The 18,613-nt window shown below is 42.3% G+C and carries 13 protein-coding genes; 10 read left to right on the top strand and 3 right to left on the bottom strand.

Features of this window, described 5'->3' with window-relative positions:
- Positions 1 to 87: 87 nt before the first annotated feature.
- From F933_RS04945 to F933_RS04925, 5 genes are all read left to right on the top strand, one after another.
- On the top strand, positions 88 to 1,173 hold the full coding sequence (locus F933_RS04945; RefSeq protein WP_034710481.1) for a DUF6670 family protein: 1,086 nt from the start codon (positions 88 to 90) through the stop codon (positions 1,171 to 1,173).
- Between the two features lie 15 nt (positions 1,174 to 1,188).
- A complete protein-coding gene (locus tag F933_RS04940; protein ID WP_005058990.1) occupies positions 1,189 to 1,983 on the top strand; it encodes an SDR family NAD(P)-dependent oxidoreductase in 795 nt (264 codons plus the stop codon).
- Between the two features lie 527 nt (positions 1,984 to 2,510).
- Positions 2,511 to 2,858: a DUF3649 domain-containing protein gene (locus F933_RS04935; protein ID WP_005058989.1), complete on the top strand. Its 348-nt coding sequence runs from the start codon at positions 2,511 to 2,513 to the stop codon at positions 2,856 to 2,858.
- A 4-nt stretch (positions 2,859 to 2,862) separates the two neighbouring features.
- On the top strand, positions 2,863 to 4,557 hold the full coding sequence (locus tag F933_RS04930; RefSeq protein WP_005058988.1) for a PepSY-associated TM helix domain-containing protein: 1,695 nt from the start codon (positions 2,863 to 2,865) through the stop codon (positions 4,555 to 4,557).
- A complete protein-coding gene (locus F933_RS04925) occupies positions 4,557 to 4,892 on the top strand; it encodes a DUF3325 domain-containing protein (RefSeq protein WP_005058987.1) in 336 nt (111 codons plus the stop codon). The genes F933_RS04930 and F933_RS04925 overlap by 1 nt, the downstream gene beginning before the upstream one ends.
- Positions 4,893 to 4,978: 86 nt before the next feature.
- Here the strand turns inward: F933_RS04925 and F933_RS04920 are convergent, their stop codons facing one another.
- The 3 genes from F933_RS04920 to F933_RS04910 all read right to left on the bottom strand — a co-directional run bounded on the left by F933_RS04920 (position 4,979) and on the right by F933_RS04910 (position 9,089).
- On the bottom strand, positions 4,979 to 7,528 hold the full coding sequence (locus F933_RS04920; protein ID WP_005058986.1) for a TonB-dependent siderophore receptor: 2,550 nt from the start codon (positions 7,526 to 7,528) through the stop codon (positions 4,979 to 4,981).
- Between the two features lie 66 nt (positions 7,529 to 7,594).
- A complete protein-coding gene (locus tag F933_RS04915; protein WP_005058985.1) occupies positions 7,595 to 8,551 on the bottom strand; it encodes a FecR family protein in 957 nt (318 codons plus the stop codon).
- Between the two features lie 22 nt (positions 8,552 to 8,573).
- Entirely contained in the window at positions 8,574 to 9,089 is a 516-nt protein-coding gene (locus F933_RS04910; RefSeq protein WP_005058984.1) for a sigma-70 family RNA polymerase sigma factor, read from the bottom strand.
- 229 nt (positions 9,090 to 9,318) lie between these two features.
- Here F933_RS04910 and F933_RS04905 point away from each other — a divergent pair, with 229 nt between their 5' ends.
- From F933_RS04905 to F933_RS04885, 5 genes are all read left to right on the top strand, one after another.
- Complete coding sequence (locus F933_RS04905) at positions 9,319 to 10,530, top strand: efflux RND transporter periplasmic adaptor subunit (protein WP_005058983.1); 1,212 nt, start codon at positions 9,319 to 9,321, stop codon at positions 10,528 to 10,530.
- Between the two features lie 4 nt (positions 10,531 to 10,534).
- Positions 10,535 to 13,624 carry a multidrug efflux RND transporter permease subunit gene (locus tag F933_RS04900; RefSeq protein ID WP_005058982.1) on the top strand — a complete coding sequence of 1,030 codons (3,090 nt, stop codon included), beginning with the start codon at positions 10,535 to 10,537 and terminating at the stop codon, positions 13,622 to 13,624.
- Positions 13,621 to 16,728, top strand: coding sequence for an efflux RND transporter permease subunit (locus F933_RS04895; RefSeq protein ID WP_005058981.1), 3,108 nt, complete (start codon positions 13,621 to 13,623; stop codon positions 16,726 to 16,728). The genes F933_RS04900 and F933_RS04895 overlap by 4 nt, the downstream gene beginning before the upstream one ends.
- A gap of 9 nt (positions 16,729 to 16,737) precedes the next feature.
- A complete protein-coding gene (locus tag F933_RS04890) occupies positions 16,738 to 18,126 on the top strand; it encodes an efflux transporter outer membrane subunit (protein WP_005058980.1) in 1,389 nt (462 codons plus the stop codon).
- A gap of 198 nt (positions 18,127 to 18,324) precedes the next feature.
- On the top strand, positions 18,325 to 18,588 hold the full coding sequence (locus tag F933_RS04885; RefSeq protein WP_005058979.1) for a TIGR03643 family protein: 264 nt from the start codon (positions 18,325 to 18,327) through the stop codon (positions 18,586 to 18,588).
- Positions 18,589 to 18,613 lie beyond the last annotated feature (25 nt).

The following is an 18,613-nucleotide window of genomic DNA, read 5'->3' as shown; positions in this document are numbered from 1 at the left end:
GACATAATCTTTGGTAATTAAAAGTCAAATTTAACAACATATTCTGCATTATATTCATAGCAATGCTATATATAAGTGGGTCTTACTTTGAACTTATCATTGATTAAAAACACTGAAAAATTAGTGACAAAACCTGCAATCAAATCGTTGATTCATTCAATATTCCCCCTGATTGACAGTTCTGCATCGCAAGATGGCAAAGCATTTCCTAAAGGCTACGCATTAAAACCTTATCATCAGGCTAAGCATATCGGTTGGACTCATTATGGAGTGATGATTCCTGAACTACCAGCACCTCATCAATTCTTTTCCATTATGTCTGTTATTGGTACACCAGGTGCATTAGCATTTGATACAGATCATGTATTCAAAGATTCACCTCGAAATAATGCAACTGCAGTTATGGGTACAGCCGCTACTTACCCAGATCAATTCAACGGCTATTCAATTCCTAAAGAATGTCAGCTATATGAAGATGGATCGCATATCCAATTTGGTCAAAACATTACAATTACAGGCTACTATCCGCACTACCACGTGATTGCACATGCAACTGATTTCGAACTCAATATTAAAATTACCAATACAGATAAAGTGACATGGTTTATTAAAAGTCCAATTTACGATCATTTCAGTTTGCTTTCACAGTATGAAGGTGTCGTGAGCTATCGCGGAGAGACCCAAAAAATCAACGGGCTTTGCACTTTTGAGTATGCGGCCTGTATCAGCCCTTATATGATTAGAGATAAAGCCATTCCTTCTGCTTTTAAAATTCCATTAGATTTTTTTACTTATCAAATTATCAACTTAGATGATAACACTCAGCTTTTACTGAATGACACTCGTCTAAAAGATGTGAAAATAGTCAGCAAAGCATTTATACGTGGTTTAGATCAATATAACCAAAGTTTTGAAGCAGAATTTGAAGTATTAAGTTACCAGGACAAATCTGTAATTTCTCCTGATGGCGTAGAGATGAATCTACCTGCAACCTTTAGATGGGTCATTAAAGACCAACAAAAAATCCTAGCGATTATCAACGGTCAGGTAGATACCCCGATGATTTATGGTCTTGGTAGTGGTTACGTAGGTGCTTATCGCTATAAAGGTGAATATCAAGATACTTCAATTGAAGGTCGTGGTTATATTGAATACATCGATCGTCGAAAATAACTTTAGGATAATGACATGAATGTGAATAAAAAAACGATCATCATCACGGGTGCTTCTAGTGGCATAGGTGAACAAGCTGCGATTCAGCTTGCAGATCTAGGTGCGAAAGTCTGTTTAATTGCACGACGCAAAGAAGAATTGCAACGGGTTAAAAACACAATTGAACAGCGTGGCGGTCAAGCTTGGATTTATCCAGTCGACATCACAGTTGATGAAGATGCAAGGGGTTGTATTGAAACGATCTTAACTGAACATCAAAAAATTGATGTGTTGATTAACAATGCGGCACGATCCATTCGTCGCCCAATCACTCAGTCACTTGATCGCTTGCATGATTATGAACGCACGATGCAAATTAATTATTTTGCTGCTGTTCGTTTGACGTTGGCATTGATGCCACACTTTCTTGCCAATCAAGAGGGGCATATCGTTAATGTCTCAACCATGTCGACACAAGTTCCAATCCCACTATTTTCAGCCTACTTAGCCAGTAAATCTGCACTCGAATCCTTTTCTCGCTCATTAAAAATGGAATTGGGAGATCAAGGTATAGATGTGACTGTGGTTTATTTCCCTATGGTAAGAACACCGATGTCATCAAAAACTGTGATTTATAAGCATATGCGAATGTTGGATACAGAGAAAGCAGCGGGTTGGTTGGTGAAAGCTGTTCAGAAAAAACCTTATCGCGTTACAAGTTCAAGTGGTGCGATTGCAAATGCTTTATTGAATACAGCACCAAGCGCAGTCATGAATCTGACACGACCATTGTTTCGTCTTATGGATCGTCAACTCGAAAAGAAATTATAAAATAAGGAACGTTTTTCGTTCCTTTTCTAGAATTTTAATCTGAAAATAACAGATTTAAGTTTGAATGATATATTTTGCTTAATTAAATATTTTAGATTTTAAGTATTTGTAAAATATAAAATATATTTTAGGAACAGGTGGGAGTTATCTAGATATTTAAGCTTAGTTAAGTAGGTTAATCAATTCTGTACTTAATCATGCAAAAAATAAGAATGATTATGCCGTTAGGCAAGAGTAGTCATAGATAATATTCAATTTAAAAAGCGGCGAACTTTAAAGAGACAATATCTTAGATAGAACAAATAAATGATAGTAGTTATCATTATCATTGTCATTTTTGTTTGTTTTGTTTATTATTTACGAAATTTTTAATAATGAATTAAGGTTCTTACGTGTTAGAACAAGCTTTATCTGCAAACGCATATCGTGGTCGCCAATATTATTTAAATCTCAAGTTTTCTTTCTAATCTTCCTGAAATGCAGGTGGCGATTATTTTGCATCATCGTCACCTGACTGGTTATCTTTTATGAATATTGAAGCGTCTGTGCCATTGGCCTCCGCCAAAAGAGTCACAAAAAAGAAGGTTGAACAATCATCATTGATTAAATATCGATTGATGATTTTTTCACGTTTTGTCTTGGCCATTTTTGGTGGCTATTATTTTGCTTCGATAGCGGCAATGTTGATGGGGGCTTTTTTTTCAGCAGAACCCTTAAAGGCGAATGCTGTTTTTGGCGCAACCATGTTGGTTTTCGTGATCCATTGTGCCGTGTTCATTTGGGTATTTCTGGTCAATTCAACGCTGAAAGTGTGGTTGGGCGTTATTGTTCCGAGTGTCTTAATGACTGTGATGTATTGGTTTTTAAAAGGGTAATGTAATGCGTGTTGATGGTAAGAATGAAGGCCCACGCCAATCCATGTCATGGTTGCATACATGGACCAGCTTACTCCTAGGATGGCTGCTTTATGCAGTTTTTGTCACGGGTACGCTTAGTTTTTTCCAAAATGAAATTACGGTTTGGATGAAACCTGAATTGCACCAGTCTGTGAATACGACTTCACAACAGCAGCAATTAGGTTATGCATTACAGTATTTAAATCAAAAGGGGCAACCCGCTGAAAGCTGGAATATTCGTTTTGCCAATGAACGCCAACCAGCCATTATGCTGAATATCCGTAAGCCTGGTGAAGGTCGTCGCCGTGGGGGTGAAATCTATTTAGATACACAAACGGGTCAGGAAATTAAAGCACGTGAAACGCGTGGAGGTGGTTTCCTATATCGCTTCCATTTTGAACTCTATGGTATGCCACGTATTTGGGGACGTTGGATTGTCGGAGTTGCGACGTTATTCATGTTTGTAGCAATTATCAGCGGCATCATTACTCATAAAAAGATTTTCAAGGATTTTTTTACTTTTCGTCCAGCTAAAGGGCAACGTTCATGGTTAGATGCGCATAATGCAACAGCGGTATTTGCCTTGCCATTCCATATCATGATTACCTTTAGTGGCTTGTTACTATTGATGTTTATGTTTATGCCGTGGGCGATGAACAGCCATTACGGTAATGGTCAAAATTTCTATCAAATACTGAATAAACCTGTTGCTAAAACACCTGAACAGGCACGCTTGTTGGCAGAACAAAAACGCAAAGAAGTAGCAGAAGAAGGACGCGGTAATCGAGGTGGTGGCCGTGGTGAATCTAAAAAAGAAGCGCCTGTGATTGCAGCCGCACCAATGGTGAACTTGATCGCATTGAGCCAACAAGTTCAACAAGGCTGGGGCGATAATCCAATTTCCTCTATTCGAGTGAATAATCCGAACACCCTTGAAGCTGATGTTCAATTCAATGCAACACGCACGACGACATTACTTGATCGTGAGAGCATTCCTTCGGTTAAGTTTAACGCGGTCACTGGACAGTTGATTGACGAAGCCAAGCCAGTTAACTCGACTCCAAAGGCTATTTATACCTTAGTAACCTGGCTGCATATGGCACATGGTGTAGATTCGGTGTTACGTTGGTTGCTATTTTTATCGGGTATATTGGGCACCATGATGGTGGCTTCTGGTTTGATCTTATGGGTGGTAAAACGCATTCCAGATGTACAAAAGTTAGGTTATAAGCCCTTTGGTCATCGTGTAGTTGAAGTCCTGAATGTTACTGCCATTACAGGGTTGCCGATCGCCTGTGCAGCCTATTTTATTGCCAATCGCTTTATCCCAGCACAACTCGCTGAACGTTCTCCGCATGAAATCAATGTGTTCTTTATTGCATGGCTTGTGTGCTTGATTCATGCTGCTATTCGAGCTCATCGTCCTGCATGGTTGGAACAACTGGCTTTAGCAGCAGCGTTATTCTTGTTTATGCCAATTCTGAATTTCCTTACAGGTGGTCAAGCGCTATGGATGAGTATCTATCATGGGCAATGGATGATCGCCAGTTTTGATTTGGTTTGTATTATTTTGGGTCTGATTTTTATCTATTCGTATTACAAGTTAAAGCGCTACCAAGGTCTGCCACTGAAGCAGAAAAAACAGCCTAAGGTTCAATCTGTGCAGGAGCAAGCATAATGGCAGCATTGATGTTGTGGTGTGTTGCAATGGTGGCCTTGTCGAGTTTGGCTTGTGGAATGAGTAAGCATCAGCGCGATATTTTTATTGTTCAAATCTCGGCTAAAAAAAGTCGATATTTTGAAATTGCAGGCTGGGTGATTCTGCTCATTTCGGCGGTGATTACGATTTACTTTAAAGGTGCTTCGGTTGGGCTGTCGGAATGGTTAGGTTGTATCACCTTTGCCGCTTTGGCAGTCGGCTTGTTATTGACCTATCAACCTAAAAAACTATTACAGGCCAATGTGATTGTCACTGTTTTATTCGGACTGCTGTTGATCGTGAGTTTGATTTAAAACTTGGCTGCATTGTTGTGAAATAAAAAGAGGAAACCAAAGTTTTCTCTTCTTATTAGTGAATTAGAGATTAGGGCTAGCTTGGCTTACCAGTCATATTTTAAACCCACACGGAAATTGGTTGGCGCACCATAATAGCTATTGGTGGTCGCCAAGTGGTATTTTTCATTAAACAGGTTATTTAGGTTGAAATTTACCAACAGGTTTTCGTTGATTTTATAACGTGCCATTAAGTCGACTAAAGCATAGCTGTCTTGTGTGAAGCGAGCGCCATTTGGTCCACCATCTTGATAAATTTCACTTTGCCAACGAAGGCCACCGCCAATTGTTAGTGCTTCATTAAGATAAGGTAGGGTATAAGTGGTAAATAGTTTAGCCGTGTTGTTTGGAATGCTGGTATTTAAGTTTTTACCCTTGTTGTCTTGAGAGAGATTACGTGAAAAGCTTGCAGAAACTTGCCATAGATCTGTCAGTTTTCCTGTACTTTCTATTTCAAAACCACGGCTTTTTGTTCCAGATTCGGTACGATAAGCTTGTACTTCACTGCCACTTGGACCGATAATTTTTACTTTATTACCTTTTGCATCAATGACTTCTACCGCTTTGTTATCTTCCTGAGTTTGATAAATGGCAGCACCAATATTTAACTGATTGTCAAAGAAAGCACCTTTAATCCCAAGTTCTGTACTATTTCCGATTAAGGGCTCTAAATAGTTTGCATGAATATCTAGTTTATCTTGTGGAGAGAAAATGGTGGTATAGCTGGCATAGCCTGTCCATTGGTCTGTTATGTCGTAAGTAATACCGAAGTATGGAATGACCTCACCGTTTTCTTGTTGTTTTTTATATGATGTGACCTTATCAGTGGTATTAAAGTTGCGCGTAACGCGTTCCCAGTTTTCTACGCGAGTGCCTAAAATCACAGCCAGTGGGTCAGTAAGTTTCAGACGTATTGCACCAAATACGGATTGGCTCTGATCATCACCACTGTAAGCACCATCAATCATGGTCGCTGGCCGAGTCGGATTATGCCCATCCCATGCAAAGATATTATCTAGTTTGCCTTCCCAATCCATACCATTGTTCCAGCCAGAATAGGTTGGACGTTTATTTTTACTTTTAGCGTAGGTTGTACCTAAAACGAATTCATGTGTTTGGCTAAATAAGTCAAAAGAACCATTTAATGTTAAGTTAAATAGATCTTGAGTTGGTTTATAATCCCAATGGGTTGCATAAATCATAGCGCCTGCCCCAGTTTGTTTATCAATCCCATTCGAGTAGATATAACCGACTACTTCGTCCGATGCTGTAATTGTTCTTGAGGCAGTACCTTTGAGTTTCCAGCGGTCGTTAAATTGGTGCTCTACATCTGCAAAATATGAGGTCGTGGTCCGATCTGAATAGGTCCAGTCAGCAGCATTCGAGTCCGAACGCGACCAATCGATTAGACTGCCATCTGTGTAAAATGAAGGTAAACCACCACGGGCAATACCTGAAATATCCATTTTTTGATAGCTGACTCCTAAACTGGCTTTGGTTTTTTCTGTAAGGTCTGCCTCAACGACACCGTAGGCAATTTTACGTTCTTCACTATAGCGGTCGATATAAGAGTCACCCGTTTGATAGGCTAAAACGGTACGTCCGCGGATTGTTCCAGCTTGGTTTAATGGGGCTGAAACATCGACATCGGTGCGATAAGTATCCCATGAACCTGCACTTGCGCTCACAGAGGCTTTGAAATCTTGCAACGGTTTTTTGCGAACCATATTGATACTGGCACTTGCAGAACCAGCACCTGTCATTAAACCATTGGCACCACGTACCACTTCAACGCGGTCAAATAAAGCAGTATCCTGACTTTGAAAAATAGCAGTATATGAACTCATAAGCTTTACGCCATCGAGTAAATAGTTATCAACCGTTTGACCGCGTGCATAAACAGGCGAGTTATCACTGCCGATGTTTCCCGTTTGGTTAATGGTTAATCCTGCGGCCTGTGAAACAACATCGGTTAGTTGCGTCAGGTTTTGATCTTCCATTTGTTGGCGGGTAATGACACTCACCAATTGTGGTGTTTCTTTGAGTGAAAGAGCCAGCCCTGTCGATGCTGTTGTTGCCTTGGCAGTATATGACCCAGAACCTTCTGTGGTGAGGTTTTTGCCTTTATCTGCACTCAGATGAATCGTCGCTAATTGTGCTACGCCAGTTTCGCTACTTTGATTTGCTCCAGCCATTGCATTTGCTTTGGTATGAATCGCTTCCAATTTAACCACTTTAGGTTCAACCGTAGCCACAGTTGCTTTGGATTGGATGCTATATCCTGCATTGCCAACTTTGACTGCTTCAAATGCATGTTGTTTGAGCAAAACGTCTAAAGCAGTTTCTACTGAATAATTCCCTTTCAGTGAAACACTTTTTATTTTTGCAAGCGTAGTCGAGTCATAACTGATGGTCGTTCCAGTTTGAATGGCGAGATGCTTCAATGCTTGGTCGAGTGTGGTTGAGCTAATTGAAATCTGATAAACATTAGCAGCATAAGCAGACGTTGTTGCAATGCTGGCAATACTGAGTGGCATGCCCCATAAAACGGCGCGTACAGCCAGCGCTAAGGTCGTTTTCGCCTGATAATCCTTCATGTGGTCTTCTCAACTGGGAGTGTATTTCTCTATAAGTCGGATCAGATTGAAAAAAGGATCATCTTTTTATCTTTTTTTTATTTTTAATACATATGGAGTGTAGTAGCTCAGCTCAAGTTGATGCGTATAGGCCAGTGTCTCTAAGCTTTGTTGAGGATTCTTTAATGAAAACACGCCTGAAACGCGAAGGTCTTTTAATGCTGGCTCGATGAAATAAGTGCCTTTTTTATATCGATACAGTTCACCAATGACCTTTTCTAGTGGCCATTGTTCTACCACCAGTAATTGTTGAGTCCAGTAAGGTTGCTCATTATTCAATGGCAACGGTTTAGAGATCTGTTGACTGTCGAAATATGCACGTTGACCTTGCTGTAAAATCTGCCGTTGCCCAGAATCCTGCGGCTGTAAAGCAACAGCATGTTGATAGACTTTGACCCGAGTTTGATCATCTTGTTCTTGGCGCACCGTAAATTGAGTGCCTAAAGCTTCAATCGCACCATCTTTGGTGTTGACCATAAAGGGGCGGTGTTGTGGATCTTTGGCGGTTTGGATATAAATTTCACCTTCGATCAGTTGAATTTGCCGAGTCTGTTCGGAGAAATCCACCTTGATATAACTATCACTGGCCAAGATCAAGGTTGAACCATCTTGCAATACAATGGTTTTAATTTCACCGACCTTGGTATGATCATCAGACTGCCATTTTGCCCAAGGCAATAGATATATGCCGCAACCGATAACCATCAATCCTGACAGGCTGAGCAGCATATTTCGTTTCCTGCTCAGATTAAATTTTTGCTTGGACTGGACTAAGGATTCTGAGGGAAAATGGTTGGATAAACCTGATAAGCCGTGTGTAAATTTATTGATGTGCTGAATAGCGAGGGCATGTTCTTGTTTTTCTGCTTGCCAATGTTCAAATTGTTGCTGTTGTAGCTCGGTCATTTCACCTGAATGTAATAGCACCAGCCAATCTGCGGCTTGGTCCAATATCTGATCAGGAATTATAGGGGATTGAGACATAGCAGAAAAGTAAATTCAGCAATTAATCGGTCTGATTATAAAGACTTATGCAGGCCAAGAAAGCCTGTTTCATCTCTCTTTTGACCGTTGCTTCTGAAATATCCAGCTTTTCACTAATCGCACGATAAGTTAGTCCATCCAATTGTGATAATAAAAACACCTGTGAGGTACGCTGAGGTAGCTTTTCCAACATCAAATGCACTTGATAAAGCGTTTCACGAATACAGACCTCATGTTCAGCAGAGGGATAGTATTCTTCGGGCAACTGTGCCAATGCATCTAAATATAAATGTTCTATATGTTGGCGACGCCAATGGTCAATGATCACATGTTTGGCGATGCCCATTAACCATGCCTGAGGTTCTTTAATCTTTTCAAAGCAATAGTCGCTTTTTAAGGCGCGGTAGAACACCTCCTGACTCAAATCTTCAGATTGGTGATGATGTTGCAGTTTATGCTTAAACCATGACAACAGCGTGCTTTGCTGGGCTTGATAAACGCGGCTAAACCATAACTGTTTTTCTACATTTAGGTTCATGACGGGAGTCCAGATATTGGCGGGGAGAAGCCAATCACAAGAGGATGAAAAATATTTTCAAATAGTAATGATAATTGTTCTTAATATCAATAAAATTGTATACATACTTTTACAGAAAAAATTGAGCTGATTTTGATTTTCGTTCGACTAAGCCAATGTAAGGGAAAATTTTTGTTTTCCATCTCTTCCATCTTTTTAATGTCTTTCGTTTGATTAAGTAGAGCATGTCATGAGTGAACAACAGATTGATTTAAAACCACAACAGCATTCTCGATCAAATAAAATCAAATGGTTGATTGCATTACTGCTAGTTCTATTGCTGATTGCATGGGGATGGAATTATTGGAAGAAGTCACAAGCCAATCAGCAAGAGTCGTTTAGCCAATGGAGCAAACCTGTGCCTGTTCGTGTAGTCGGGGTACAACGGGGTGATTTGCAATTACAAATTAAGGCGATTGGTACAGTTCTGCCAGCCAATACGGTGAATGTGCAAAGTCAGGTGTCTGGTGTGCTGCAAAAGCTGTATTTCCAAGAGGGGCAATATATCAAGAAAGGACAATTGTTAGCACAAATTGATCCAACACCATTTCAAGTCGCATTGGCACAGGCACAAGGGACACAGCAACAAAATTTAGCGCAGTTGCAAAATGCACAAACCGAATTGAATCGTTATCAGTTGCTGTATAAACAAGACTCGATTGCCAAGCAACAGGTCGATCAACAGCAAGCCTTAGTCAATCAACTTAAGGGACAGATGCAAGCCAGTCAAGCACAAGTGGATGCGGCAAAGTTACAACTGTCTTATACCAAAATATATGCACCGATAGAGGGGCGTGTAGGTTTTCGTCTCAAAGATGCAGGCAATCTAATCCAAGCCAATGAAGCAACAGGTTTACTGAGCATTACCCAAATCCATCCTGTGTATATTCAGTTTGCGATTGCAGAAAATTATTTAGATACAATACGCCAAGCCACCAAAAATAAACAAAGCATTCAAGTCAGTGCTTGGGATCGTGCAGAACAAAAGCAATTGGCCACAGGCTCAGTGCAAGCACTGGATAACCAGATTGATTTGAATACTGGCACACTCAAAGTCAAAGCTGTGTTTGCCAATCTCGATGATGCTTTATTTCCAAATCAATTTGTCAATGTTCGTTTAAATGCCAAAACTTTGCAAAATGCGGTGCATTTACCGAGTGATGCCATTCAACATGGGGCAAAAGGCACCTATGTTTATATTGTCAATAAAGAACATAAAGCCGAAGTGCGTCTGTTAAAGCTGGGTGTGGTTTCACAAGGACAGACCGAAATTGTTGAAGGTCTTCAGGGCAATGAACGGGTGGTGTTAGAGGGGATTGATCGACTTTCAGAAGGGCAAGAAGTACAAGTCATTCAGGATGATGTGTCTAAGCCAATACCCGCAAAAACTGTAGCTGGGTAAGCGTATGAATATTTCCAGTTTTTTTATTTTACGACCCGTCGCCACCACTTTATTGATGTTGGCGCTATTTTTCAGTGGTCTACTGGTTTGGCGCATGTTACCTGTGTCAGCATTGCCACAAGTCGATTATCCGATTATTCAGATTTACACCTTTCAGCCAGGTGCAAATCCAGATACGGTGCAACGAACCATCAGCTCACCTTTAGAACGGGAGATGGGCAAGATTGCGGGTTTGAAGCAAATGTCTTCAAACAGTTCAGTGGGCGCATCGGTGATCACCCTGCAATTTGAGTTATCTGCCGAACTGGGTATTGTCGAGCAAGAAGTACAATCGGCCTTGAGTACTGCCAGCAGTAAATTGCCCAATGATTTACCGACGCCACCGATTTATCGCAAAGTGAATCCTGCCGATGTACCTTTGATTACCCTTGCGATCAGTTCTGACAGTTTGCCATTGACCACGGTCTACGACATGGTTGATACGCGAGTCGCACAAAAACTGTCGCAGCTTTCAGGTGTAGGAATGGTCAGCCTTGCAGGTGGACAACGTCCTGCGATCCGTGTGCAGATGAATCCAACTGCGCTTGCAGCATTTAAGCTCAGTGCTGAAGATGTGCGTGCTGCGATTGCTGCTGCCAATGCCAATCAACCAAAAGGGAGTTTTGATGGGCCTTTTCGATCGACCATGTTAGATGCCAATGATCAGATGCGTTCGATCGCCGATTATGAAAACCTGATTTTACGTTGGAACAATGGCGCACCGATTCGTTTAAAAGATGTCGCACAAGTGCTTGAGGGCAGTGAAGATCGTTATATGGCAGCGTGGGCGGATAGCCAATCTGCTATTTTGGTGAATATTCAGCGACAACCCAATGCCAATGTGATTGAGGTGGCAGATCAAATCAAAAAAATTCTACCTGAGTTACAACAGAATCTACCTGAAAATGTTCACATTCGCGTACTCACTGATCGAACCGAAAGTATTCGGAGCTCGATTAAAGATGTGCAAAAAGAATTGGTCTTCGCCGTGTGTCTGGTGGTGTTGGTCACCTTCCTGTTTCTACGTAATTTTGCTGCGACCCTGATTCCAAGTATTGCCGTACTGCTGTCGATTATCGGTACTTTTGTACTGATGTATTTCCTTGGTTTCTCGGTCAATAACCTGACTTTAATGGCATTAACCATTGCCACAGGCTTCGTCGTAGATGATGCCATCGTGATGCTTGAAAATATTGCACGACACCGGGAATCAGGTGAAAGCATGTTGCAAGCAGCACTGAAAGGATCAAAAGAAATTGGCTTTACCCTCATTTCTTTGACGATTTCCCTGATTGCAGTTTTGATTCCTTTGCTGTTCATGGGCGATGTCGTTGGGCGGCTGTTCCATGAGTTTGCCGTGACACTGGCAGCAGCGATTGCACTGTCTTTGCTGGTGTCTCTGACCTTGACCCCAATGATGTGTGCCTATTTACTCAAAGATGCACCGAAGCATGCAGAGCAACCGAGTCGTTGGAGTCTGGATCGTGTGATTCAGCATTATGCCAAGTTGTTGCAATGGGTACTTCGACACCAATTACTGACCTTGATGGTGATGTTGGCAACAGTGCTACTGGCGGGACTACTGTATTGGTCGATTCCTAAGGGCTTTTTCCCTGTACAGGACAATGGTGTCATTCAGGTGGTCACTGAAGCCCCTGACCAGATTTCATTTCAGGCCATGAGCGAACGCCAACAAGCTCTAGCAGCAGTGATTGCAAAAGATCCAGCGGTTGCCAGCTTATCTTCCTTTATTGGTGTGGATGCCAATAATCCAAAGTTAAGCAATGGGCGTATTCTGGTGAATTTAAAACCCCATGCTGAACGTGAATCTGCTGCGGAAGTGATGGCGCGGCTGAGTGAAAACTTTGCACAGGTACATGGGATTAAAGGCTGGATGCAACCTGTCCAAGAGTTGAGTATTGAAGACAAAATTAGCCGCACCCAATATCAACTGAGTGTGACTGCACCGAAAAATCAATTGGTTGAGGAATGGACACCTCAGCTGGTTCAGGCCTTGCGCCAGCAGCCTGCATTTGCAGCAGTGAGCAGTGAAGATGCAGGGCGGGGTTTACAGGCCTATATCGAGGTCAATCGTGATGCGGCTGCACGTTTAGGTTTGAGTGTTGAAGACATTAGTTTGGCTTTGCAAAATCTATTTGCGCAGCGGCAAATCGCAACTTTATACACGCAATCCAATCAATACCGTATTGTTTTAGAGTTAGATCCTCAACTGACCCAAGGCATTGAGGCTTTACAGCAAACCTATATTCATAATAATCAGGGACAGCCGATTTTATTGAGTTCTGTTGCTACGATTGTCGAAAAACATGCGCCGATTCTTTTACAGCAGCAGTCACAATTTCCTGCCGTTGGCATTTCCTTTAATTTAGCCAAGGATGTGTCTTTAGGCGAAGCGATTGCTGCGATTGAGCAAGTGAAGCAAAGCCTCGAGCTACCGCCAGAGCTACAGGTTCAACTGCAAGGGGCCGCCGCCGCTTTTGAAAATTCACAGCAACATACCTTTTGGTTGGTGATTGCTGCGATTGTGACCATGTATATTGTGCTGGGCATGCTGTACGAGAGTTTTATTCATCCAGTTACTATTCTTTCAACCTTACCTTCTGCTGCAATTGGGGCTTTATTGGCCTTGTTTATGGTGGGGAGACCATTGGACATGATTGCGCTGATCGGGATTATTTTATTGATTGGCTTGGTCAAGAAAAACGGCATCATGATGGTCGATTTTGCGCTTGCAGCGCAACGTCATCAGGGCTTGTCGGCTGAGCAAGCCATTTATCAGGCTGCTTTATTACGTTTCCGCCCGATTTTGATGACCACACTGGCCGCAGTGGTCGGTGCAATTCCGCTCATGCTGGCTTCAGGTTCAGGGGCTGAACTTCGTCAACCATTAGGCTTAGTGATGATGGGTGGTCTATTGGTGAGTCAGGTACTGACCTTGTTTACCACACCTGTGGTGTATCTGTTTTTTGATCGTCTACAAGCAACGCAAATTGACTCAAACAGGCTTACAGATCAGACAGGAGCCTCGCAATGACGTTGCTGTCTGTGTTTGTGCAACGGCCTGTTGCCAGCGTGTTGTTGGGTGTAGCCATCGTTCTGCTCGGTATATTGGCCTATTTACGCCTACCTGTTGCCGCATTACCGCAAGCGGATATTCCTACCATTGTCGTCAGGGCGAATTTGCTTGGTGCCAGTCCAGAAAGTATGTCTGCAACTGTAGCAACACCTTTAGAACGCGCCATGATGGGTGTATCGGGTGTTAAAGCGATTAACGCGTCCAGTAATCAAAGTTCGACCCAAGTGGTTTTACACTTTGATTTGAATACTGATATCAATGAAGCTGCGCGTGAGGTTCAGGCTGCTATCAATGCTGCGATGTCACAGTTACCCGCAGGTATGCCGAGTCCACCCGAATATTTCAAAATCAACCCAAGCCAAAGTCCGATTTTCTATTTGGCACTGAGTTCTAAACAGCTTTCTGCTGCAAAGCTATACAAAATTGCATCTCAACAATTACAACCCAATTTGGCCCAGATCAGCGGGGTCGGTGAAGTTGCGATTGATGGTGCTTCTATGCCAGCTGTACGTATCACCATCAATCCAAGTGCTTTAGTTTCAAAGGGGATGTCACTAGAGCAAGTGCGGCAGGCGGTCGCGAAAAGTAATGTGGTACAGGCATTGGGTGTGGTTGAGCAACAGCAATTACGTTGGCAAGTGACCTTATCAACAGAACTAAAAACTGCCCAAGATTTTGCGGATCTGATTATCCGACACACTGATCAAGGGGTGATCCGCTTAAAAGATATTGCCACGGTCAGTGATTCGGTTGAAAACCGTTATGTCAGTGGTTTTCATAATGGGCAACCTGCGGTGATATTAAAGATTAGCCGACAGCCCAATGCCAATACCGTAGCGACCATTGATCTGATCAAAGCAAAATTGCCTGCTTTACGTGAGCTAATGCCACGTGATGCACAGTTAACTGTGGTGATGGATGGTTCAAATATTGTCCGTAACAGCTTAGAAGAAGCAAGGGATACTTTGTTTTTATCCATGTTGTTGGTGGTGATCGTCGTGGTGCTGATGTTAGGGCGATTACAAAGTGCGGTGATTCCTGCTATGGCACTGCTGGTCACCTTAATTGGTGTATGCAGTCTGATTTATTTGGCTGGATTTTCCCTGAATAATCTGTCGATTATGGCGATTATTGTTGCGATTGGTTTGGTGGTTGATGATGCCATAGTGGTGCTCGAAAATATTGAACGCTATATCGAGCAAGGTGATTCACCTGCACAAGCCGCGGTAAAAGGCATTCAAGAGGTTGGTTTTACCTTAATTGCCATGAATCTGGCATTGATGGTGATTTTCCTTTCAGTGTTGTTTATGGGCGGTGTGATTGAACGCTTATTTAGAGAGTTTTCGCTAACACTGGTTTTTGTGTTGGTGTTATCGGTCTTTGTTTCCTTGATCTTAACCCCAAGTTTGTCGGCACGTTGTTTAAAACCTTTATCTCTCAATCAACCTCAACGACTGTATCGTTATAGCCATGATCTGATTCAGAGGCTGAGCCAATCCTATATTCGATCTCTCCATTGGGTATTAAGGCATGCTTATCTGATCGTTGTGTTGTGGTTGGGAGCAATGATTGCTTCCGTTTATATCTATAATTTATTGCCCAAACGAGTTTTACCTGAACAAGATACGGGTCGGGTCGGTGCCTTTATTCGAGGCGATGATGGTTTTTCTTTTCAGATTATGCAGCCGAAAATTGCTGCATTTAACCAAGCCTTACTCAAAGATCCTGCGGTGCAGGATGTGGTCGGCACTTCAGGTGGCGGTGGTGGCATGACCAACTCATTTTTGATGGTCAGTCTCAAACCAAAAGCTGAACGTGACGGTTTAAGCTCCAAACAGGTGGTCGAGCGTTTAAAGAAAAATGCACCTTGGCAGGCTGGGGCCGTATTCTCAGCGGATGTTGAACAGGATTTGGAATTGGATGATCCTTTTTCCAGTGGCAATGCACAGGAATATTTATTGCTACTGCAATCTGACAATGTGAGCTTACTGCGTGAATGGGCACCCAAAGTTGCCGAGGCCATGGGCAAATTACCCGAATTCGAAGAGGTGGAAACACAAGGAGATGAAGGCGCTCAGCATGTTACTTTAGACATCGACCGAGAAGCTGCAAAACGATTGGGTATTGATATTGAAAATATTTCCAGTGTTTTAAATAACTCCTTCTCGCAACGGCAGATTTCCACAATTTATGATCGCAATGATCAATTCTATGTGGTGATGGAAGTTGACCAACGTTTTACCGAACATCCAGAAGCTTTGGCGGATGTGAAAGTGCCAAATCAACAAGGCATCTATGTGCCCTTAAGCAATTTTGCTACGTGGAGTTATGGCATTAGCAATGATCGGGTTTATCGCCGAAATCAATTTGCCGCTATGGGGGTGGGGTACGTGGTGAAGAAAGGCTATAGCTATGAACAGGCCGATGCTGCGATTCGTCAGGTCTTGCCAAAGATCATGCTGCCAAAAGAAATCTTTGTGATGACAGATCGTGATGTCGAAACTGAAAGCCTTCAAGCTGGTTTAAGTACGCCTGCTTTGATTGCGGCTGTGATCGTGCTGATTTTTATTGTCTTAGGAATCACTTATGAAAGTATTGTGCATCCTTTTACCATTTTATCGACCATTCCGACAGCAGCTTTGGGCGCTTTACTCAGCTTATGGTTGTTTCAGATTCCGTTTAGCCTGATTGCCTTGTTAGGCATCTTTTTGCTAATCGGGATTGTGGTGAAAAATGCGATCTTGCTGATTGATTTTACTTTGCAGCAACGGCGTCAAGGTCACACCGATTTAGACAGCATTATCGCTGCGGCAACATTGCGTTTTAGACCGATTTTAATGACCAATACCGCAGCTTTATTGGGTGCCATTCCTTTGGCAATCGGTTGGGGAGAAGACTCGGAAATGCGGCAACCATTGGGGATTGCCATTGTTGGTGGATTGGCGCTGAGTCAATTATTAACCTTATATACCACCCCTGTGATGTATCTCATATTTGAAAAATTCGCTCAATTCCTGAATCGCTTCAAACTGCGATTGAATATCTTGCGTTGGAGTAAATAGGAAGTCGCTATGAAAAAAACAGTTTTTACACTTTCTATCGGTATCGTAGTGACAATGCTGCTCACGGCATGTCAGTCGTCCAGTACTTTTAAGCCTGCAGCCTATCATCAGCCCGTGATTCAAAGTGCTGCACAGTATAAATATGCAGATTTGCAATGGATTGAAGCTTCTAAGATAGTAGCGACACCACAGCAATGGTGGGCGATGTATCAAGATCTGACCTTATCCACGCTGATACAGCAATTGGATCAAGACAACTTGAGTATCCAACAGGCCCAAGCCAAGTATCGCCATGCCATGGCACTGTTGGATAGACAACGTGCTAATGCGCTTCCTAGCATCAGCATGGGCGGCAATGCCAATCAGACTGAAACCAAAAACGCTGGCAAGAGTCGGCAATTCGGTGCCAATGTCGCAGTCAGTTGGATTCCTGATCTTTGGGGGAGAGTTGCAAAAGCAGTGGAAGGTCAACAGGCCAACCTACAAGCATCTGCTGCAGATTTGGCTGCCATTCAGCTGAGTCAGCAACTGATCGCAGCAGAGGCCTATTGGAACATTCGTTTGTTCGACGCCAAACTGGATGTGTTAAATCAAACCCAGCAAAGTTATAAACGATCTGTGCGTATTTTACAGCAGCAATACCAAGCAGGCATGATTTCACGTGCTGATGTGATTCAGGCTGAGACCCAACTTAAACAAGTCAGGCTGCAATTGTTAGAGGTACAACGTAGTCGTGATTTGCAAGAAAATGTGTTGGCAGTCTTAGTTGGACGCAATGTGGCTGACTTTAATTTAAATAAAAATCGCTATCAGTTTAGTACCCCTCAAATCCCAACCCAAATTCCAAGTCGGCTATTGGCACAACGTCCCGATGTGATTCGTAGCGAACGAGAGTTGGCGATGATGCATGCTCAATTAGGCTTAGCACAAACTGCATGGTTACCAGATTTGACCATCAGCTTGGATAGTAGTGCCAATAGTCAGGTCTTACATACTTTATTGCAGTCACCCAATACCGCATGGTCGATGGGTGTAAAAGCCTTAGCTACATTGTTTGATGGGGGTAAACGACAGACTGATATTCAACAAGCGCAAGCCAATTACGATGAAAAGCTTGCTGCTTATAAGCATTCAGTTTTAACAGGCTGGAAAGAGGTGGAAGATGGTTTACTGCAAGCAGATCATTTCCAACAACAGATCGTGGCGCAACAACAGCTACTTAAGCTTTCGACTGAAAATGAACGGGTTGCTACGCAGCGTTATCAAGCTGGTTTGGTCAGTTATCTGGAAGTTGCGACAGCACAGAATCTACGGTTGAGTGCAGAAGAACGTTTATTGGAGTTGCAGCAATTGTATTTGAAAAATTCAGCACAATTGGTGGCTGCATTAGGTGGTTAATAATGTTCAAGTTTTATCGAGTAATAATTTACTCGATAAAACTTTTGTTTGCTTGTTCATATGTTTAGAACCGATTAATTAATCATCTAAAAATCACAATTTATTCATCTAGCCTTTCATATGCTCTGATTAGAAATTTTAGCAATTGTCGAATTAAAGTTTTATAGCGATTTTTTTGATTATAAGAGGTCATATTTTATGCTTAGTGTTGAGAATTATGATTTGGGCGATCTATCAAGAATTATTGAAATGGCTTGGGAAGATAGAACGCCGTTTGAAGCGCTTGAAAGAGAGTATGGTCTCAATGAATCCTCAGTCATCAAATTGATGCGAACTAACTTACAGTCAAGTAGCTTTAAACTATGGCGTAAACGTATGGTTGGACGTAAAACAAAACATTTAAAGTTGCGTTCCGCTGATGTCACTCGTGCTTATTGCTCTCGCCAATATAAACGTCACTAATCATCACTTTTATTACGATCATAAC

Source organism: Acinetobacter beijerinckii CIP 110307 (assembly GCF_000369005.1).
In the GTDB taxonomy this organism is placed as follows: domain Bacteria; phylum Pseudomonadota; class Gammaproteobacteria; order Pseudomonadales; family Moraxellaceae; genus Acinetobacter; species Acinetobacter beijerinckii.
Note: the sequence above shows the minus strand (reverse complement) of the source record. Positions and strands in the feature narration are given on the sequence as shown.